18 protein-coding genes and 1 pseudogene are annotated in these 20,555 nt (G+C 56.0%); 16 read left to right on the forward strand and 3 right to left on the reverse strand.

From position 1 onward, the window contains the following. Positions 1-68 precede the first annotated feature (68 nt). The 3 genes from AB2B48_RS18765 to rhlB are packed head-to-tail and all read right to left on the reverse strand — an operon-like array spanning position 69 to position 3,771. Positions 69-977 (reverse strand): LysR family transcriptional regulator, encoded by a 909-nt coding sequence (locus AB2B48_RS18765; RefSeq protein WP_368299832.1) that lies wholly within the window; start codon positions 975-977, stop codon positions 69-71. 21 nt (positions 978-998) lie between these two features. Continuing rightward, a complete protein-coding gene (gene gppA / locus AB2B48_RS18770; RefSeq protein ID WP_368299833.1) occupies positions 999-2,498 on the reverse strand; it encodes a guanosine-5'-triphosphate,3'-diphosphate diphosphatase in 1,500 nt (499 codons plus the stop codon). A gap of 7 nt (positions 2,499-2,505) precedes the next feature. Continuing rightward, a complete protein-coding gene (gene rhlB, locus AB2B48_RS18775) occupies positions 2,506-3,771 on the reverse strand; it encodes an ATP-dependent RNA helicase RhlB (protein ID WP_185669611.1) in 1,266 nt (421 codons plus the stop codon). A gap of 143 nt (positions 3,772-3,914) precedes the next feature. Between rhlB and trxA the strand changes: the two genes are divergently transcribed. From trxA to AB2B48_RS18855, 16 genes and pseudogenes are all read left to right on the forward strand, one after another. Next, complete coding sequence (trxA, locus tag AB2B48_RS18780; RefSeq protein WP_002883224.1) at positions 3,915-4,244, forward strand: thioredoxin TrxA; 330 nt, start codon at positions 3,915-3,917, stop codon at positions 4,242-4,244. Positions 4,245-4,434: 190 nt separating this feature from the next. Then, positions 4,435-4,497 (forward strand): annotated as a pseudogene (locus AB2B48_RS18785) (rho operon leader peptide); the annotation flags it as partial. An 86-nt stretch (positions 4,498-4,583) separates the two neighbouring features. Further along, complete coding sequence (gene rho / locus AB2B48_RS18790; RefSeq protein WP_035895778.1) at positions 4,584-5,843, forward strand: transcription termination factor Rho; 1,260 nt, start codon at positions 4,584-4,586, stop codon at positions 5,841-5,843. A 240-nt stretch (positions 5,844-6,083) separates the two neighbouring features. Then, positions 6,084-7,187, forward strand: a complete 1,104-nt coding sequence (gene wecA / locus AB2B48_RS18795) for a UDP-N-acetylglucosamine--undecaprenyl-phosphate N-acetylglucosaminephosphotransferase (RefSeq protein WP_368299834.1) — start codon at positions 6,084-6,086, stop codon at positions 7,185-7,187. A 13-nt stretch (positions 7,188-7,200) separates the two neighbouring features. Next, the gene (gene wzzE / locus AB2B48_RS18800) at positions 7,201-8,247 is read left to right on the forward strand and encodes an ECA polysaccharide chain length modulation protein (protein WP_185669609.1); all 1,047 of its coding nucleotides are present in this window, start codon (positions 7,201-7,203) and stop codon (positions 8,245-8,247) included. A 57-nt stretch (positions 8,248-8,304) separates the two neighbouring features. Then, on the forward strand, positions 8,305-9,435 hold the full coding sequence (wecB, locus tag AB2B48_RS18805; RefSeq protein WP_368299836.1) for a non-hydrolyzing UDP-N-acetylglucosamine 2-epimerase: 1,131 nt from the start codon (positions 8,305-8,307) through the stop codon (positions 9,433-9,435). Further along, a complete protein-coding gene (gene wecC, locus AB2B48_RS18810) occupies positions 9,432-10,694 on the forward strand; it encodes a UDP-N-acetyl-D-mannosamine dehydrogenase (RefSeq protein WP_368299837.1) in 1,263 nt (420 codons plus the stop codon). Before wecB ends, wecC begins: the two co-directional genes overlap by 4 nt. Then, positions 10,691-11,758, forward strand: a complete 1,068-nt coding sequence (gene rffG / locus AB2B48_RS18815) for a dTDP-glucose 4,6-dehydratase (RefSeq protein ID WP_368299838.1) — start codon at positions 10,691-10,693, stop codon at positions 11,756-11,758. Before wecC ends, rffG begins: the two co-directional genes overlap by 4 nt. Positions 11,759-11,779: 21 nt before the next feature. Beyond that, positions 11,780-12,661 carry a glucose-1-phosphate thymidylyltransferase RfbA gene (gene rfbA / locus AB2B48_RS18820; protein ID WP_185669605.1) on the forward strand — a complete coding sequence of 294 codons (882 nt, stop codon included), beginning with the start codon at positions 11,780-11,782 and terminating at the stop codon, positions 12,659-12,661. After that, positions 12,639-13,313, forward strand: coding sequence for a dTDP-4-amino-4,6-dideoxy-D-galactose acyltransferase (gene rffC, locus AB2B48_RS18825; RefSeq protein ID WP_368299839.1), 675 nt, complete (start codon positions 12,639-12,641; stop codon positions 13,311-13,313). Before rfbA ends, rffC begins: the two co-directional genes overlap by 23 nt. 4 nt (positions 13,314-13,317) lie before the next feature. Continuing rightward, positions 13,318-14,448, forward strand: a complete 1,131-nt coding sequence (gene rffA, locus AB2B48_RS18830; protein ID WP_185669603.1) for a dTDP-4-amino-4,6-dideoxygalactose transaminase — start codon at positions 13,318-13,320, stop codon at positions 14,446-14,448. A 1-nt stretch (position 14,449) separates the two neighbouring features. After that, complete coding sequence (wzxE, locus tag AB2B48_RS18835; protein WP_368299840.1) at positions 14,450-15,700, forward strand: lipid III flippase WzxE; 1,251 nt, start codon at positions 14,450-14,452, stop codon at positions 15,698-15,700. Further along, complete coding sequence (locus tag AB2B48_RS18840) at positions 15,697-16,776, forward strand: TDP-N-acetylfucosamine:lipid II N-acetylfucosaminyltransferase (protein WP_368299841.1); 1,080 nt, start codon at positions 15,697-15,699, stop codon at positions 16,774-16,776. Before wzxE ends, AB2B48_RS18840 begins: the two co-directional genes overlap by 4 nt. Then, complete coding sequence (gene wzyE, locus AB2B48_RS18845) at positions 16,773-18,131, forward strand: ECA oligosaccharide polymerase (RefSeq protein ID WP_185669600.1); 1,359 nt, start codon at positions 16,773-16,775, stop codon at positions 18,129-18,131. The genes AB2B48_RS18840 and wzyE overlap by 4 nt, the downstream gene beginning before the upstream one ends. After that, positions 18,124-18,864: a lipopolysaccharide N-acetylmannosaminouronosyltransferase gene (wecG, locus tag AB2B48_RS18850; RefSeq protein ID WP_220439449.1), complete on the forward strand. Its 741-nt coding sequence runs from the start codon at positions 18,124-18,126 to the stop codon at positions 18,862-18,864. The genes wzyE and wecG overlap by 8 nt, the downstream gene beginning before the upstream one ends. 232 nt (positions 18,865-19,096) lie before the next feature. After that, on the forward strand, positions 19,097-20,482 hold the full coding sequence (locus AB2B48_RS18855) for a bifunctional threonine/serine APC transporter ThrP (RefSeq protein WP_333500202.1): 1,386 nt from the start codon (positions 19,097-19,099) through the stop codon (positions 20,480-20,482). Positions 20,483-20,555: the final 73 nt, after the last annotated feature.

Raw genomic sequence — 20,555 nt, forward strand, 5'->3', positions numbered from 1 at the left:
AGGTTTTTGCACGCCGTGGCGGCAATGCGTGAAACGCAATAGAGGTTATTACGAAATCGAATAGGGCGTCAGGCGAGATGCTGCTCGGCGATGGTGGCAATCAGCCCGCGCAGCCAGACGTGGCCCGGGTCGCGGTGGTGGCGCTGGTGCCAGAGTTGCCTGATGGCGATGCCGGGCAGGGAGAACGGCAGCGGCCAGATGCGGCACGGATAGTGTTTCACCAGATGCCGCGCAGGTTGTTCCGGCACCACGGCGATAAGATCGCTAGCCGCCACCAGTTCGCCCGCGCCTAAGAAGCTGGGCAGCGTAAGCGCCACGCGGCGCGACTGCTCAATTTCTTCAAGCAGGTTATCGATATCGCCGTGCCCGGTGCCGTCGATGCGAATGGCCAGGTGCCGTTCCTGCTGCCAGTCGGCCAGCGTAAAGTCCTCGCGGATTCGGGGATGGCTGGCGGCGCACAGGCAGACGTAGGACTGATTAAACAGACGCTGCTGATAGATGCTGTCGGGTAAGTGGCGCAGATAGCCAATCGCTAAATCACACTTTCCGGATTCGAGATCCCCCGGCGTGCTCTCATCAATATTCAGCACTGAGAAGGTAATGCCCTCCGCACCGTGCTCGCGGAGCAGGGTTTGCAGATGCGGCAGCAGGGTCATCTGGCTGATGTCGGTCATGCTGAGGGTAAAGTTTCGCGTGCTGGTTTGCGGTGAGAAATCCGGCGTTTTCATCAGCGCATTATCGGCAAGGTCAAGGATGCTGAAGACCGTCTGGGCGATAAAGTCCGCGCGCGGCGTGGGCTCCATACGCTGGCCTACGCGAATAAACAGCGGGTCATCAAAGTGGTCGCGTAGCCGTTTGAGCAGAATGCTGCCGGTGGGCTGGCTGATGTTAAGTGAATCGGCGGCAGGGGAAACGTTGCCTAAGCGGTAGAGGGCAGAGAAAAAACGCAGTGACTTGATATCCAGTTCATCGCGCATCGTCTGCCCCTCGTGGTTGGCTTATTGCGTGGTGCTGCTGGCAACCTGCAGCGGCCAGTGGATATAGCTTTGCCATTGGCACTCTTGATCAATCATCTCACGCCCTAGCGGATGCTGTTCCAGCCAGCTCTCCGGCAGCGTGAGAGTCAGATTTTCCCCATCGGCTGTCAGCGTAATGGTTGGCAGAAGATCATCGCGGCGACGGCTGGCAAACAGAATCGCCAGACGCAGCAGGCGACAGAGATGCTCCGCCACGCGCGGCGGTACGGCGTTCTGCTGGTGGAGCGTGGGCAGATTCACGGTGTTGGTCTGATTCAGCAGCAGGGTAGCGAGCAGCTTTTTCTGTGCAGGAGTGAAGCCCGGCAGGTCAAGATTGCGGACCAGATAGGCCGCGTGCTGCGGAGCCTGTTTAAAATCGACGCTAAGGCCAATTTCATGCAGTGCGCAGGCGCTTAGCAGCAGTTCGCTGCTTAGCGGCTCCAGATCCCAGCTATCTTTCACCTGTTCGACAAAATTCGCCGCCAGTTGGGATACGCGATTTGCCTGCTCGATATCGACCATAAAGCGGCGCTGGATATTACGTAGCGTGCGGCTGCGAATATCTTCATCGACCGCCAGATGCAGCATGCCGTAGACCAGCCCTTCGCGCAGCGCGCCGCCGGCCAGGGTCATGCACTGAATATTCAGCTCGGTGAAAATGGCGATCAGAATGGCGAGCCCGCTTGGGAAGACCAGCGCGCGCTCCAGCGTCAGCCCTTCAATTTCCAACTCTTCCAGGCGGCCACACTGAATGGCGCGCTGTTTAAGCTGCTGAAGCTTGGCGAGGGTGATGCGTTCATCCATCCCCTGCGCCATCATGATTTCCTGCAGCGCCTGTACCGTACCGGACGCGCCGACACAGACTTTCCAGCCATGCTGACGCAGTTCATCGGCAACCGGCTTAAGCACTTCACGGGCGGCACGTTCCGCTTCGTCGAAATGTTCTTGCGCCAGATTGCGGTCGGTAAAGTAACGTTCAAGCCAGGTGACGCAGCCCATTGAGAGGCTAAACAGCGAGGTCGTTTGCGCACCGGTGCCGGTAACCAGTTCGGTACTGGCCCCACCGATATCGACCACTAAACGACGATCGTCGCCGCCGGTGGTGTGCGCCACGCCCTGATAAATCAGGCGCGCTTCTTCTTCGCCGCGGATAACCTGCACCGGGCAGCCGAGGATTTCCTGGGCTTTGGCGATAAAGACGTCGGCGTTAACGGCAAGACGCAGTGTCGCAGTAGCCACGATACGAATTTGCGTTGGGGGAATATCCTGAAGACGTTCAGCAAACAGACGCAGGCATTGCCAGCCTCGTTCCATCGCTTCCGTCGAGAGGGTGTTGTCGCGGTTAAGCCCGGCGGCCAGACGTACTTTGCGCTTAATGCGCGTCAGCGTCTGGATGCTGCCCGCCACCTCGCGAACTATCAGCATATGAAAACTATTGGAACCGAGATCGATAGCTGCATAGAGCGAGGTGGTAGTGAGCATAACTTAGTTAACCTGAACGACGACGATTACGCGGAGCGCCCGAACGACGCGGACCGTTACCCTGGCGAACGCGCGTCAGACGCAGCGGCTTCGGCAACTCGGTTAAGAGTGCATCCGGGTTGTACTTGCTCACCGGGATAGAGTGACCGGTGTAGGTCTCAATGGCCGGCAGGTTGAGCGCATACTCTTCACAGGCGAGGCTGATTGAGTGACCGCTTGCGCCTGCACGACCGGTACGACCGATACGGTGTACGTAGTCTTCACAGTCGTCCGGCAGGTCATAGTTAAAGACGTGCGTAACGGCAGGAATATGCAGGCCGCGTGCCGCAACGTCGGTCGCGACCAGGATATCGATATCACCACGGGTGAAATCTTCCAGAATACGCAGACGTTTTTTCTGGGCCACGTCACCGGTCAGCAGGCCGACGCGATGACCATCGGCAGCCAGGTGGCCCCAAATGTCTTCACAGCGGTGCTTGGTGTTGGCGAAGATAATCGCGCGGTCTGGCCACTCTTCTTCCAGCAGCGTTTGCAGTAAACGCATCTTTTCTTCATTGGAAGGGTAGAACAGCTCTTCTTTAATACGGTGGCCCGTTTTCTGCTCTGGCTCGACTTCCACGTATTCGGCGTTGTTCATTTGCTCGAACGCCAGTTCGCGTACGCGGTAAGACAGCGTCGCGGAGAACAGCATGTTCAGACGCTGGTTGGCCGCAGGCATGCGGCGGAACAGCCAACGGATATCTTTAATAAAGCCCAGATCGTACATACGATCGGCTTCGTCCAGCACCACGACCTGGATCGCGCCCAGGTTGATATGGTTCTGTTTTGCATAGTCAATGAGACGGCCGGTGGTGCCGATCAGAATATCGACGCCGCTTTCCAGCACTTTCAGCTGTTTATCATAGCCGTCACCGCCGTAGGCCAGGCCCAGTTTCAGGCCGGTCGCCTGAGCCAGCGGCTCTGCGTCAGCGTGAATCTGTACTGCCAGCTCACGGGTTGGCGCCATAATTAAGGCGCGCGGTTGGTTCACCTGGCGGTCAGCAACTGCCGGGTGAGAAAGAAGATAATGAAACGTCGACGTCAGGAACGCCATCGTTTTCCCGGTACCGGTTTGCGCCTGTCCAGCCACATCGCGTCCAGCAAGCGTCAGCGGCAAAGCCAGCGCCTGAATGGGCGTGCAATTATAAAACCCTTTAGTTTCAAGGGCTTCAACCACTTTAGGGTGCAGGGCGAAGTCGGAAAACTTCTGTTCTGTTAAATGTGTTTTGCTCATAGTGTGGTAGAATATCAGCTTACTATTGCATTAAGAAAGCGTATCCGGTGAAATAACGTCAACCTTTGTTGGCGAAGTCAACATCAACACCTCGTTGGTTAATGCTACACCAACACACCAGGCTTATTCCTGTGGAGTTAAATATGAGCGATAAAATTATTCACCTGACTGACGACAGTTTTGACACGGACGTACTCAAAGCTGACGGGCTGACACTCGTCGATTTCTGGGCAGAGTGGTGCGGTCCGTGCAAAATGATCGCCCCGATTCTGGATGAAATCGCCGAGGAGTATCAGGGCAAACTGACCGTGGCTAAACTGAACATCGATCAGAACCCAGGTACTGCACCGAAGTATGGTATCCGCGGTATCCCTACGCTGCTGCTGTTCAAAAACGGCGAAGTTGCGGCGACTAAAGTTGGCGCACTGTCTAAAGGCCAGCTGAAAGAGTTCCTCGACGCTAACCTGGCGTAAGAGATTCAACGTAGGCGTTCAGGGTTCCTGTGTTCTTAATTTGAGCGGAACTCTGGACGCTTGCCATCAGTCGTGCTAAGTTAACTTTGACTTCGTTTTAAACATACCTTGTTTGAATCTGTTTGACCCAAACCTCCCGTTGTCGTTAACAGCGTCAGAGGTTAAAAAATTCCAGGCTTGTCACTCTTTTCCGTCTTGTCGTTTCAGTTCCGCGTACTCTCCTGTGACCAGGCAGCGAACAGACATGAGTTGATGGCCGTAAACAGGCACGGATGACCCTGCCATACCATTCACAAATTAAGTTCGAGATTTACCCCGAGTTTAAGAACCCACACCATTATGAATCTTACCGAATTAAAGAACACGCCGGTTTCTGAGCTGATCACTCTCGGCGAAAATATGGGTCTGGAAAACCAGGCACGTATGCGCAAGCAGGACATCATTTTCGCCATCCTGAAGCAGCACGCGAAGAGTGGCGAGGATATCTTTGGCGACGGTGTGCTGGAGATACTGCAGGATGGATTTGGTTTCCTCCGTTCCGCAGACAGCTCCTACCTCGCCGGCCCTGATGATATCTACGTTTCCCCTAGCCAAATCCGTCGTTTCAACCTCCGCACTGGTGACACCATTTCAGGTAAGATTCGTCCTCCAAAAGAGGGTGAGCGTTACTTTGCGCTGTTGAAAGTTAACGAGGTTAACTACGATAAGCCGGAAAACTCGCGCAACAAGATCCTGTTCGAGAACTTAACCCCGCTGCACGCAAACTCTCGTCTGCGTATGGAACGTGGTAACGGTTCTACCGAAGACTTAACCGCTCGTGTCCTGGATCTGGCATCGCCAATCGGTCGCGGCCAGCGTGGTCTGATTGTGGCACCGCCGAAAGCCGGTAAAACCATGCTGCTGCAGAACATCGCGCAGAGCATCGCCTACAACCACCCAGACTGCGTACTGATGGTTCTGCTGATCGACGAACGTCCGGAAGAAGTGACCGAGATGCAGCGTCTGGTGAAAGGTGAAGTGGTTGCTTCTACCTTTGACGAACCAGCATCTCGCCACGTTCAGGTTGCGGAAATGGTTATCGAGAAAGCGAAACGTCTGGTTGAACATAAGAAAGACGTTATCATCCTGCTCGACTCCATCACTCGTCTGGCACGTGCGTACAACACCGTGGTTCCTGCGTCTGGTAAAGTCCTGACCGGTGGTGTGGATGCCAACGCCCTGCACCGTCCGAAGCGTTTCTTCGGTGCTGCGCGTAACGTGGAAGAGGGGGGTAGCCTGACTATCATCGCGACCGCGCTTATCGATACCGGCTCTAAAATGGATGAAGTTATCTATGAAGAGTTTAAAGGTACCGGCAACATGGAACTGCACCTCTCTCGTAAGATTGCTGAAAAACGCGTCTTCCCGGCTATCGACTACAACCGTTCCGGTACCCGTAAAGAAGAGCTGCTCACCACGCCTGAAGAGCTGCAGAAAATGTGGATCCTGCGCAAAATCATCCATCCAATGGGTGAAATCGACGCGATGGAGTTCCTCATCAATAAACTGGCCATGACCAAAACCAACGACGATTTCTTCGATATGATGAAACGCTCGTAAAATAAGGTTTTTGCTGACAAACGCCACACAATCGTGTGGCGTTTTTGTTTTTAGGAGTTTAGCCAATGGGGAATCGCATTTTTTTCATGGATACTTGGAGTTTGTGGCTACAATGATAGTTAGTTTGCAAAATCGGTTATAAATCAGGCAAGTTTCCCCAATATTCATCAGGCTTCCTCTTCTGATGCGTTGCTATCGTGGGTATACTTTCGCTATTAATATTCGCAGCGAGTATAAATTGTGAGTTTACTGACCGTCGGTACTGACCTGATCAGTATTTTCTTGTTCACCACCGTATTCCTGTTTTTTGCCCGCAAAGCGGCAAAATGGGTCGGTTTGGTGGATAAACCAAACTTTCGTAAACGTCACCAGGGGCTTATTCCGCTTGTTGGCGGCATCTCTGTCTATGCCGGGATCTGCCTCACCTTCGCGATTGCCAATTACTATATCCCACACGCTTCCCTGTACCTTGCTTGTGCCGGTGTTCTGGTGCTAGTGGGGGCTTTGGATGACCGTTACGACATCAGCGTCAAAATTCGTGCCACCGTTCAGGCAGCAATAGGCATCGTCATGATGACCGCAGGCCATTTATATCTGCAAAGCCTGGGCTATATTTTTGGCTCATGGGAGCTGGTGTTGGGGCCGTTTGGTTTCTTCCTGACTCTCTTTGCAGTGTGGGCGATGATTAACGCCTTCAATATGGTTGATGGTATTGACGGTCTGCTTGGCGGTCTGTCGAGCGTCAGCTTTGCCGCCATTGGCCTGATCCTGTGGTTTGACGGCCAGACGAGCCTCGCCATGTGGTGCTTCGCGATGATTGCCGCCATCCTGCCTTATATCATGCTGAACCTGGGCGTGCTGGGCCGCCGTTACAAAGTCTTTATGGGCGACGCCGGCAGTACGCTGATTGGTTTTACCGTTATCTGGATCCTGCTGGAAACCACTCAGGGAACGCACCATCCGATAAGTCCGGTTACGGCGCTGTGGATTGTGGCGATTCCGTTGATGGACATGGTTGCCATCATGTATCGTCGTTTACGCAAAGGGATGAGCCCGTTCTCTCCTGACCGCCAGCATATTCACCATCTCATTATGCGCGCGGGCTTCACCTCGCGTCAGGCGCTGGTGTTGATTACCCTCGCCGCTGCGCTGTTGGCAGCCATTGGTGTTGTCGCAGAATACACTCGCGTGGTGCCTGAGTGGGTCATGCTGATACTGTTCCTGCTGGCCTTTGGCCTCTACGGTTACTGCATCAAGCGGGCCTGGAAAGTGGCGCGCTTTATTAAGCGCATGAAGCGCAGAATGCGTCGGAACAGCGACAACAATCCAAAATTAACCAAGTAAAACTGGGGTAGTAATGACACAACCATTACCGGAAGCACAGTTGGCTAGTGCTGAGAATGAACTGGATATTCGCGGCCTGTTTCGCGCGTTGTGGTCAGGAAAACACTGGATTATTGGCTTTGCGGTGCTGTTTGCCGCCGTGGTGCTGATTTATACCTTTTTTGCCCGGCAGGAGTGGAGCGCTACGGCGATCACCGATCGGCCGACCGTAAACATGCTGGGTGGCTACTATTCGCAGCAGCAGTTCCTGCGCAATCTGGATGTGAAGGTCAACCCGACTAGCGCCACGCCGCCTTCGGTGATGGATGAAGTCTATAAAGAGTTCGTTATGCAGTTGGCTTCCTGGGATACCCGTCGTGATTTCTGGCTGCAGACGGATTACTACAAGCAGCGGATGGTGGGTAACTCGCGCGCGGATGCTGCGTTGCTCGATGATCTGATTGACGACATTCAGTTTATCCCTGGCGATGCGCAGAAAAGCGTCAGCGACAGCGTGAAGCTGACGGCGGAAACGGCACCGGACGCGAATAATTTGCTGCGTCAGTACGTGGCTTTCGCCAGCCAGCGGGCTGCGGGGCACCTGAATGACGAACTGAAAGGCGCCTGGGCCGCCCGCACCATTCAGGTGAAGGCGCAGGTAAAACGTCAGGAAGAGGTCGCGCAGGCGATTTTCAACCGCCGTCTGCACAGCATTGAAGCCGCGCTGAAAATCGCGCAGCAGCACAATATTAATCGCAGCGAAACCGACGTGCCGTCCGATGAGTTGCCGGACTCTGAGCTCTCTCTGCTTGGCCGCCCGATGCTGCAGGCGCGTCTGGAGAATCTTCAGGCCGTAGGTCCGACGTTTGACCTTGATTACGATCAGGGGAGGGCTATGCTAACGACCCTCAACGTAGGCCCGACGCTGGCGCCAAGTTTCCAGACATATCGGTATTTGCGCACGCCGGAGGAACCGGTAAAACGCACTAGCCCACGTCGTGTATTCCTGATGGTCATGTGGGGCATTGTCGGCGCATTGGTTGGTGCTGGGGTAGCGCTGGCGCGTCGTCGCACGCAGTAAATACCCATCAATTGATGAAGGGCGATGGGCCTGTTTCATCTATAGAAGAGAATCGATGTGAAAGTACTGACTGTATTTGGCACACGCCCGGAGGCGATCAAAATGGCGCCTCTGGTCCACGCGCTAGCAAAGGATCCTCATTTTGAGGCTAAGGTCTGCGTCACTGCGCAGCATAGGGAAATGCTTGATCAGGTGCTAAGCCTCTTCTCCATCGTTCCGGATTATGATCTCAACATCATGAGTCCAGGACAGGGTTTAACGGAAATTACCTGCCGAATTCTGCAGGGGTTAAAGCCCGTTCTGGAATCGTTTAAACCTGACGTCGTGCTGGTGCATGGTGATACGACCACTACTGCAGCCGCGAGCCTGGCGGCCTTCTATCAGCGTATCCCCGTAGGGCACGTTGAGGCAGGCCTGCGTACAGGTGATCTCTATTCACCGTGGCCGGAAGAGGCCAACCGGACGCTGACCGGGCATCTGGCGATGTATCACTTCGCACCGACTGAAAACTCACGACAGAACCTGCTGCGGGAAAATCTGTCAGGTAAGCGGATTTTTGTTACCGGCAATACGGTGATTGATGCGCTGCTCTGGGTACGCGATCGGGTGATGAACGATAAGGCGCTGAATGCAGATCTCTCCCAACGTTACCCTTTCCTGAGCCAGGGAAAGAAGATGATCCTGGTCACTGGGCATCGTCGGGAGAGCTTTGGTCAGGGCTTTGAACAAATTTGCCATGCGCTGGCGGAAGTCGCCGCGAACAACCCGGACGTACAGATTGTCTACCCGGTGCACTTGAATCCGAACGTCAGCGAACCGGTTAACCGTATTCTGGGGCATATCGATAACGTCATGCTGATTGAGCCGCAGGAGTACCTGCCGTTCGTCTGGCTGATGAACCACGCCTGGCTTATCCTGACCGACTCTGGCGGTATTCAGGAAGAAGCGCCGTCGCTGGGTAAACCGGTGCTGGTGATGCGCGAAACCACCGAACGCCCGGAAGCCATTGATGCCGGGACGGTACGTCTGGTGGGCACCGATAGCCAACGCATCGTGGATGAAGTCACGCGACTACTGCGTGACGAAGATGAATATCAAAGGATGAGCCGGGCCCATAACCCATATGGGGATGGCCGGGCATGCGAACGTATATTGTCAGCATTAAAAAATAATCAGGTAACGCTATGAGTTTCTCAACCCTCTCGGTGATCGGTCTGGGCTATATCGGCCTTCCAACTGCGGCGGCGTTTGCTTCGCGGCAAAAACAGGTGGTGGGCGTAGACATTAATCAGCATGCGGTTGATACCATCAACCGCGGCGAGATTCATATTGTTGAGCCCGATCTCGACAGGGTGGTGAAAACGGCGGTGTCCGCCGGTTATTTACGCGCCACCACCACGCCGGAAGCGGCAGATGCCTATTTGATTGCCGTGCCAACGCCGTTTAAGGGCGACCATGAGCCGGATATGGTTTACGTCGAAGCGGCGGCGCGCTCTATTGCGCCGGTGCTGAAGAAAGGCGCGCTGGTGATCCTCGAATCCACCTCCCCGGTGGGCGCAACCGAGCTGATGGCCGGTTGGCTGGCCGAGATGCGTCCGGACCTGACCTTCCCGCAGCAGGCGGGTGAGCAGGCGGACATCAATATCGCCTATTGCCCGGAGCGCGTGCTGCCAGGGCAGGTGATGGTGGAACTGATTAAAAACGATCGCGTGATTGGCGGAATGACGCCGGTATGCTCCGCGCGCGCCAGTGAACTCTATAACATCTTCCTCGAAGGTGAATGCGTGGTCACCAATGCCCGTACCGCCGAGATGTGCAAACTGACGGAAAACAGCTTCCGCGATGTGAACATCGCCTTTGCCAACGAGCTGTCACTTATCTGCGCCGATCAGGGGATTAACGTCTGGGAGTTGATTCGTCTGGCGAACCGCCACCCGCGCGTCAATATCCTCCAGCCGGGTCCTGGCGTCGGTGGGCACTGCATTGCTGTCGACCCGTGGTTTATCGTGGCGCAAAACCCGGAGCAGGCGCGTCTGATTCGCACCGCGCGCGAGGTTAACGACCATAAACCGTTCTGGGTTATCGACAAGGTGAAGGCTAACGTCGCCGATTGTCTGGCGGCCAGCGATAAGCGTGCCAGCGAGCTGAAAATTGCCTGCTTTGGCCTGGCATTTAAGCCAAACATTGACGATCTGCGCGAAAGCCCGGCGATGGAAATTGCGCAGCTGATTGCCCAATGGCACAGCGGCGAAACGCTGGTAGTGGAACCCAATATTCATCAGTTGCCGAAAAAGCTCGACGGCCTGTGCTCGCTGGTGTCGCTTGAAACCGCGCTCGCCAGCGCTGACGTTATTGTGATGTTGGTCGATCACAGCCAATTTAAAGCCATCAGCGGCGAAGCGATTATTCAGCAGTATGTGGTTGATACCAAAGGAGTCTGGCGTTGAAACGCATTCTGGTAACCGGTGGCGCAGGCTTCATCGGCTCGGCGGTCGTCCGCCATATTATCAACCACACCTCTGACAGCGTCGTCGTTGTGGACAAGCTAACCTACGCCGGTAACCTGGCTTCGCTGGCACCGGTGGCGCAAGACCCGCGCTTTGCATTCGAACAGGTGGATATCTGCGATCGCGCAGAGCTGGACCGCGTGTTTGCGCAGTATCGCCCGGATGTGGTGATGCACCTGGCGGCCGAGAGCCACGTTGACCGGTCTATCGATGGCCCGGCGGCGTTTATCGAAACCAATATCGTCGGCACCTACACGCTGCTGGAGGCCGCTCGCGCCTGGTGGTTTGCGTTGGATGACGACGGTAAAGCGGCATTCCGCTTCCACCATATTTCAACCGATGAAGTGTACGGCGACCTGCATTCGGTGGATGATTTCTTCACTGAAACCACCCCGTATGCGCCAAGCAGCCCTTACTCTGCATCTAAAGCTAGCAGCGACCATCTGGTTCGTGCCTGGCTGCGTACCTACGGCTTGCCTACGCTTATCACCAACTGTTCAAATAACTACGGCCCGTACCATTTCCCGGAGAAGCTGATTCCGTTGACCATCCTCAACGCGCTGGCCGGGAAACCGCTGCCGGTGTACGGCAATGGTCAGCAGATCCGCGACTGGCTCTACGTTGACGATCACGCCCGTGCGCTCTACCTCGTTGCCACCGAAGGCGGCATCGGGGAGACCTACAATATCGGCGGTCATAACGAGCGTAAAAATCTCGACGTGGTCGAGACTATCTGCGCCCTGCTTGAAGAGCTGGTGCCGGAAAAGCCGCAGGGCATCGCGCATTATCATGACCTGATTACGTTTGTCGCCGACCGTCCTGGCCACGATTTACGTTACGCTATCGATGCGGCGAAAATCGCCCGCGACCTGGGCTGGACCCCAGAAGAGACCTTTGAAAGTGGGATGCGTAAAACGGTCCAGTGGTACCTCGCCAACGAAAGCTGGTGGAAGCAGGTACAGGATGGTAGCTATCAGGGTGAACGTCTGGGTCTGAAGGGGTAATCACCCCAGAGGAGGAAAGCAATGAAAGGTATTATTCTTGCTGGCGGATCGGGCACGCGCCTGCATCCGATCACCCGCGGCGTGTCAAAACAGCTGCTGCCGATTTACGACAAACCGATGATCTACTACCCGCTGTCGGTGCTGATGCTGGCGGGAATCCGTGAAATCCTGATCATCACCACGCCGGATGACAAAAGTTACTTCCAGCGCTTGCTGGGTGACGGCAGTGAATTTGGTATTTCGCTGCAGTATGCCGAGCAGCCAAGCCCGGACGGCCTGGCGCAGGCGTTTATCATTGGCGAAGCTTTCCTCAACGGCGAGCCGTCATGCCTGGTGCTGGGCGACAATATCTTCTTCGGCCAGGGCTTTAGCCCGAAACTGCGCCACGTGGCGGCGCGTACCGAAGGGGCGACGGTGTTTGGCTATCAGGTGATGGACCCGGAACGCTTTGGTGTGGTGGAGTTTGACGATAACTTCCACGCGCTGTCGCTGGAAGAAAAACCGAAACAGCCAAAATCCAACTGGGCGGTGACCGGTCTCTATTTCTACGACAGCAAGGTGGTGGAGTACGCTAAGCGCGTGAAGCCTTCCGAGCGCGGCGAGCTGGAGATCACCTCCATCAATCAGATGTATCTGGACGACGGCAAGCTGACCGTTGAACTGCTGGGCCGCGGTTTTGCCTGGCTTGATACCGGCACGCACGACAGCCTGATTGAGGCGAGCATGTTTGTGCAGACGGTGGAAAAACGTCAGGGCTTTAAGATTGCCTGCCTGGAAGAGATAGCCTGGCGCAACGGCTGGCTCGACGACGACGGCGTTAAGCGCGCCGCCGCGCAGCTGTCGAAAACCGGCTACGGCCAGTATCTGCTGGAGCTGCTTCGTGCTCGTCCGCGCCAGTATTGATCCCCTGACGTGGGAAAACCAATTCTTCGGTGTGAACAGCGCCATTGTTCGTATTGTCGACGATGCGCCGCAGCTGACCGCTGAACGACTAGCGGGATGGGCGCGGGTGCAGGCGAAAATCGCCGCGCATCAGGTGGAACATCTTGATGCGCTCCAGCAGTTGGGTTTCCGGTTGGTCGAGGGTGAAGTTGACCTGGCGTTGCCGGTGACTGCGGGTGGAACCACGCTGGCACAGGTTGCTACTGACGACGATATCCCCGCGCTGCGCAGCCTTGCCGCTCAGGCTTTTGCCCAAAGCCGTTTTCGCGCGCCGTGGTATGCGCCGGAGGCGAGCGGTCGTTTCTATGCACAGTGGATTGAAAACGCGGTAAAAGGCACCTTTGATAACCAGTGCCTGGTGTTTCGCGATGAACGCGGGGCGATTCGCGCCTTTGTCTCCTTAAGAGAATTAAACGCCTGTGACGCGAGAATCGGCCTGCTGGCCGGGCGCGGTGCGGGTGCAGAACTGATGCAGGCGGCGGTGTGCTGGGCGCATACCCGCGGTCTTTCGACGCTACGGGTGGCGACGCAAGCCGGCAATACCGCAGCACTTCAACGCTATATTCATAGCGGCGCTAACGTGGTTAGCACCGCGTACTGGCTATACAGGTGACTCCATGATTCCATTTAACGCCCCACCGGTAGTGGGTACTGAACTCGATTACATGCAGTCCGCGATGGGCAGCGGGAAACTGTGCGGTGACGGCGGCTTTACCCGTCGCTGCCAGCAGTGGATGGAACAGCGCTTCGGTAGCGCCAAGGTGCTGCTGACCCCGTCCTGTACCGCCTCGCTGGAAATGGCGGCGATCCTGCTGGATATCCAGCCGGGCGACGAAGTGATTATGCCGAGCTACACCTTTGTCTCCACCGCCAACGCCTTTGTGCTGCGCGGCGCGAAAATTGTGTTTGTCGACGTGCATAAAGAGACCATGAATATCGATGAGACGCTGATTGAAGCGGCCATCACCGACAAAACCCGTGCCATCGTGCCGGTGCACTACGCGGGCGTGGCCTGTGAGATGGACACCATCATGGCGCTGGCGAAAAAATACAATCTGTTCGTGGTGGAAGACGCCGCACAGGGCGTGATGTCGACCTACAAGGGCCGCGCGCTGGGCTCCATCGGCCACATCGGCTGCTTTAGCTTCCATGAGACCAAGAACTACACTGCTGGCGGTGAAGGCGGCGCGACGCTGATTAACGATCGCGCGCTGGTGGAACGCGCGGAAATTATCCGTGAGAAAGGCACCAACCGCAGCCAGTTCTTCCGTGGCCTGGTGGATAAATACACCTGGCGCGATATCGGTTCCAGCTACCTGATGTCTGACCTGCAGGCTGCCTATCTTTGGGCACAACTGGAAGCCGCCGAACGGATCAATAAACAGCGTTTATCCCTGTGGCAAACCTACTATGACGCGCTGCTGCCGCTGGCAAACGCCGGGCGTATCGACCTGCCTGTGATCCCGGAAAACTGCGGCCATAACGCGCATATGTTCTATATCAAACTGCGCGACGTAGAAGATCGCAGCGCGCTGATTAGCTGGCTGAAAGAGGCGGAAATCCTCGCGGTGTTCCACTACATTCCGCTGCACTCCTGCCCAGCGGGCGAGAAGTTTGGCGAGTTCCACGGCCAGGACCGTTTCACTACGCAAGAAAGTGAGCGTTTACTTCGCTTGCCACTGTTCTATAACCTGTCGCCGGTTGACCAGCGCACGGTCATTAATACCCTGCTGAGCTACTTCGCCTGATATGTCACTGGCAAAAGCTTCGGTGTGGACCGCCGCGTCCACGCTGGTAAAGATTGGCGTTGGGCTGCTGGTGGTCAAGCTGCTGGCGGTATCATTTGGTCCTTCAGGGGTGGGTCAGGCGGGTAACTTTCGCCAGCTGGTGACCGTACTTGGCGTGCTTGCCGGGGCGGGAATCTTTAACGGGGTGACGAAGCTGGTCGCCCAGCATCACGATGACCCGGCACGCCTGCGTCAGGTGGTGGGCACCTCGTCGGCAATGGTGCTCGGCTTCTCCACGCTGCTGGCGGTGGTCTTTTTGCTCGCGGCGGCACCGATAAGCCAGGGGCTGTTTGGCCATACTCACTATCAGGGGCTGGTGCGACTCGTCGCGCTGGTGCAGTTAGGTATCGCCTGGGCGAACCTGCTGTTGGCGCTGATGAAAGGCTTCCGCGACGCGGCGGGCAATGCGCTGTCGCTGATTGCCGGTAGCCTTATTGGCGTGGTGGCTTACTACGCTTGCTACCACTTTGGCGGCTATCAGGGCGCGCTGCTGGGGCTGGCGCTGGTACCGGCGCTGATCGTGATTCCTGCGGCGGTGATGCTCAGCAAGCGCGGCGTCATTCCCTGGGGCTATCTCAAACCGCAGTGGGATCGTTTACTGGCGGGTCAACTGGGCAAATTTACCCTGATGGCGGTGATTACCTCCGTTACCATGCCCGTGGCCTACGTGATGATGCGAAACCTGATGGCGGCGCACTACAGCTGGGATGAAGTGGGGATCTGGCAAGGCGTGAGCAGTATCTCCGATGCTTACCTACAATTTATTACCGCCTCGTTTAGCGTCTATCTGTTACCTACGCTTTCGCGGTTAACTGCCAAGCAGGATATTGGTCGCGAAATTGGCCGCTCGCTGAAGTTTGTGGTGCCGGCGGTGGCGGCGGCAAGCCTGACCGTCTGGCTGCTGCGCGATTTTGCTATCTGGCTGCTGTTTTCATCGAAATTTGTCGCCATGCGCGACCTGTTCGCCTGGCAACTGGTGGGTGATGTACTGAAAGTAGGCGCTTACGTTTATGGCTATTTAGTGATCGCCAAAGCCTCGCTGCGTTTCTATATTCTGGCCGAACTGAGCCAGTTTACGCTGCTGACGGCGTTCTCCCACTGGCTTATCCCGGCGCACGGCGCATTGGGGGCAGCGCAGGCCTATATGGCGACCTATATTGTCTATTTCACGCTGTGTAGCGGCGTATTTTTAATTTGGCGTAAACGGCAATGACCGAACTGATACATATCCTGGGATCGGATATCCCTCATCATAACCAGACGGTGCTACGGTTTTTTGCCGATGAGCTGGCCGCAGAGCCCGCGCACGCCCGTCAGTTTATGGTGGTGAGCGGCGATGAGAGCCTGGTGAAGGCATTTCCTTCGCTGGAGATAGACCGCTATAACGATAAATCCGCGCTGGCAAAGGCGGTGGTGGCAAAAGCGAAGGCCAACCGGCAGCAGCGCTTTTTCTTCCACGGTCAGTTTAATACCGGTATCTGGCTGGCGCTGCTCAGCGGCGGCCTGAAGCCATCGCAGGCGAGCTGGCATATCTGGGGGGCGGATCTGTATGAAGTCTCCCGCGGCCTGAAGTTCCGCCTGTTTTATCCGCTGCGTCGCATGGCGCAGGGGCGTGTGGGCCGCGTGTTTGCCACCCGTGGCGATCTCAGCTATTTTTCTGCCCGTCACCCGCAGGTGCCCGGCGAGCTGCTTTACTTCCCAACGCGAATGGACCCTGCGCTGAACGGGCTGGCAGACGCCGCGCCGCGCGACGGCAAGCTGACGGTACTGGTGGGTAACTCTGGCGATCGTAGCAACGAGCATGTTGCGGCATTGAAGGCCGTGCATCAGCAGTTTGGCGATACGGTAAGCGTCATTGTGCCGATGGGCTACCCGGCGAACAACGCGGCCTATATTGCGGAAGTCAACGAAGCCACACTGGCGCTATTCAGCGCCGAAAATGTGCAGATTCTTCGTGAAAAGCTGGAATTTGATGCCTATCTTGCGCTGTTGCGTCGCTGCGATTTGGGCTATTTTATTTTTGCGCGCCAGCAGGGTATCGGCACGCTCTGTTTGCTGATTCAGGCGGGGATCCCCTGTGTACTTAACCGGCAGAACCCGTTCTGGCAGGATATGGCCGAGCAGCATATTCCGGTGTTATTCACCGACGATGCGCTGACCGTCCCGGTGGTGCGTGAAGCGCAGCGTCAGCTGGCGCTGGTGGATAAAAACGCCATCGCCTTTTTCAAACCTAACTATCTGGCGCCGTGGCATCGGGCGCTGCAACTGGCGGCGGGGGAAGCGGTATGAGCGAAATGCAGTTTACCGGGCTGCTTGCCGTCTGGCTGTTGTCGACGCTGTTTATCGGCACCCTGACCTGGTTTGAGTTTCGCCGTGTTCGCTTTAACTTCAACGTTTTCTTCTCGTTGCTGTTCCTGCTGACCTTCTTCTTCGGCTTCCCGCTGACCTGTACGCTGGTGTTCCGCTTTGGCGTCGGCGTGTCGCCGCCGGACGTGCTGCTGCAAACGTTGCTGATCTCGGTCTGCTTCTATGCGGTCTACTACGTAACCTACAAAACGCGTCTGCGGCCTGCGCAGACCAACGTTGCGCGGCGACCGTTGTTTACCATGAATCGCGTTGAAACGAACATCACCTGGATTTTGCTGATGGTGATTGCGCTGTTTACGGTCGGCACCTTCTTCATGCATAACGGTTTTCTGCTGTTTAAGCTGCGCTCCTACAGCCAGATTTTCTCCAGTGAAGTCTCGGGTGTGGCGCTTAAGCGCTTCTTCTACTTCTTTATTCCAGCGATGCTGGTGGTCTATTTCCTCAATCCGAGCTGGAAGCGGTGGATTGGTTTTCTGATCGCGACGACGGCCTTTGGCCTGTTGACCTACGCGATTGTCGGTGGGACTCGTGCCAACATCATTATCGCCTTCGCTATCTTCCTGTTTATCGGCATTATTCGTGGCTGGATTTCGCTGTGGATGCTGGTGGCGGCCGGGGTGATGGGGATTGTTGGCATGTTCTGGCTGGCGCTGAAGCGCTACGGCATGAACGTTAGCGGCGATGAAGCGTTCTATACCTTCCTCTATCTGACGCGCGATACCTTCTCGCCGTGGGAAAACCTGGCGTTGTTGCTGCAGAACTACGACAAGATTGACTTCCAGGGGCTGGCGCCGATGGTGCGCGACTTCTACGTCTTTATCCCAAGCTGGATGTGGCCATCGCGGCCGAGCATCGTGCTGAACACCGCCAACTACTTTACCTGGGAAGTGCTGAACAACCATTCCGGGCTGGCAATCTCCCCGACGCTTATCGGTTCACTGGTGGTGATGGGCGGTATGTGGTTTGTGCCACTGGGCGCGGTGGCGGTGGGTCTGATTATTAAATGGTTCGACTGGCTGTATATGCTGGGCAATCGGGAAACCAACCGCTATAAATCGGCGATTCTGCACAGTTTCTGTTTTGGCGCGATCTTCAATATGATCGTGCTGGCGCGTGAAGGGCTGGACTCCTTCGGCTCTCGCGTCGTCTTTTTCATGGTTATCTTTGGGGTGTGCTTGCTGGTGGCAAAACTGCTGTACTGGTTGTTTGAAAGCGCGGGGCTGATTCATCAGCGGCTAAAACGTCCCTCGCACGTTGGAGAAGGACAAAATGGCTGACTCATTAACCGCGCCGACTTATACCCTGCGTGGGCTGAAGCTTATCGGCTGGCGCAACATGCAGCATGCGCTGGACTATCTGTACGCGGACGGCAATCTGAAGCAGGGCACGCTGGTGGCGATTAATGCCGAAAAGATGCTGACGCTGGAAGATAACGCCGAGGTGCGGGAACTGATTAACGCGGCGGAATTTAAGTACGCCGACGGTATTTCCGTGGTGCGTTCGGTTCGCAAGAAATATCCCGAGGCTAACGTCTCTCGCGTGGCGGGAGCGGACCTATGGGAAGCATTGATGGCGCGCGCCGGGGCAGAGGGCACGCCGGTGTTCCTCGTGGGTGGCAAGCCTGAGGTGATGGCGGAAACGGTGGAGAAGCTGCGCAAGCAGTGGAACGTGAATCTGGTCGGCACCCAGGATGGCTACTTTACGCCGGAAGCGCGGCCGGCGCTGTTCGAGCGTATTCGTGAGAGCGGGGCAAAAATCGTTACCGTGGCGATGGGCTCACCGAAGCAGGAAATCCTGATGCGCGATTGCCGGCAGGTTTACCCCGACGCGCTCTATATGGGCGTGGGTGGCACCTATGATGTCTTTACCGGCCACGTGAAGCGTGCGCCGAAGGTGTGGCAGAACCTGGGGCTGGAGTGGCTTTACCGCCTGCTATCCCAACCAAGCCGAATTAAACGCCAGCTTCGTCTGCTGCGCTATTTACGCTGGCACTACACCAATAATCTCTGAATTTCCTGCGCGTTACCCGTGATGCATCACGCAGAATATGCGTGATGCATTCACAACTCCGATACTTTATTCCTCATTTCTATTTGCCATTTCAGCCAAATTGTTAAACCATTCGCCTGCCCTGACGATATCTACGTATTTTCTACGGCGGTATCCGTATCCGACAGACATCTATTTTTCTATAAAAAATAAAACCGGCATCGACCGGACAAATGCAAACACAAGAGGATCTATGGCAGAGAATAAACCGGAGCTCCAGCGCGGTCTGGAAGCCCGTCATATCGAATTAATTGCCCTTGGGGGCACCATCGGCGTGGGCCTATTTATGGGCGCGGCAAGCACCCTGAAGTGGGCCGGGCCGTCGGTGCTGCTGGCCTATATTCTGGCTGGGGTATTTGTCTTCTTCATCATGCGCTCCATGGGCGAAATGCTGTTTCTCGAGCCGGTAACCGGTTCGTTCGCCGTCTACGCGCACCGTTATATGAGCCCGTTCTTCGGCTATCTCACCGCCTGGTCATACTGGTTTATGTGGATGGCGGTGGGGATCTCGGAGATTACCGCGATAGGGGTTTACGTCCAGTTCTGGTTCCCGGATATGGTGCAGTGGATACCGGCGCTGATTGCCGTGGGGCTGGTCGCGCTGGCAAACCTGGCGGCGGTGCGCCTGTACGGTGAAATCGAGTTCTGGTTCGCGATGATTAAGGTCACGACCATTATCGTGATGATTGTCATCGGCCTCGGCGTCATTTTCTTTGGCTTCGGCAACGGTGGCACCTCCATTGGTTTTAGCAACCTGACCGAGCACGGCGGCTTCTTTGCCGGCGGCTGGAAAGGCTTCCTGACGGCGCTCTGCATCGTCGTGGCATCCTATCAGGGCGTTGAGCTTATCGGCATGACCGCCGGTGAAGCGAAAAACCCGCAGGTGACCTTGCGCAGCGCGGTAGGTAAAGTGCTGTGGCGTATCCTGATTTTCTATGTGGGTGCGATTTTCGTTATCGTCACCATCTTCCCGTGGAATGAAATTGGTACCAACGGCAGCCCGTTTGTGCTGACCTTCGCTAAAATCGGGATCACCGCGGCGGCGGGTATTATCAACTTTGTGGTGCTGACGGCGGCGCTCTCCGGCTGTAACAGCGGCATGTACAGCTGTGGCCGTATGCTCTACGCGCTGGCTAAAAACCGTCAGCTGCCGTCGGCGATGGCAAAAGTGACCAAAAGCGGCGTTCCGGCGGCTGGCGTTAGCGTATCGATTGTTATCCTGCTGATTGGCTCCTGCCTGAACTACGTTATTCCTAACCCGCAGCGCGTGTTCGTCTATGTCTATAGTGCAAGCGTACTGCCGGGCATGGTGCCGTGGTTTGTGATTCTGATTAGCCAGCTGCGCTTCCGTCGTGCACATAAAGAAGCGATCGCCAGCCACCCGTTCCGTTCGATTATGTTCCCGTGGGCCAACTATCTGACCATGGCGTTCCTGATTTGCGTGCTGATCGGTATGGGATTCAACGATGACACCCGGATGTCGCTGTTTGTTGGCGTGATCTTCCTGGCCCTTGTGACGCTGGTTTATAAGGTTTTTGGCATGAGCCAGGGCGCGGAAGTGCAAGATTTGCAGAAATAAGCGACAAAACGCGCAAAGCATGAGCAAACGATAATTTTCTTTTAAAAGGCACTAGACAGCGGGGGAGGAAGTC

The sequence above is a fragment of the Kluyvera sichuanensis genome (assembly GCF_040930405.1).
GTDB lineage: Bacteria > Pseudomonadota > Gammaproteobacteria > Enterobacterales > Enterobacteriaceae > Kluyvera > Kluyvera sichuanensis.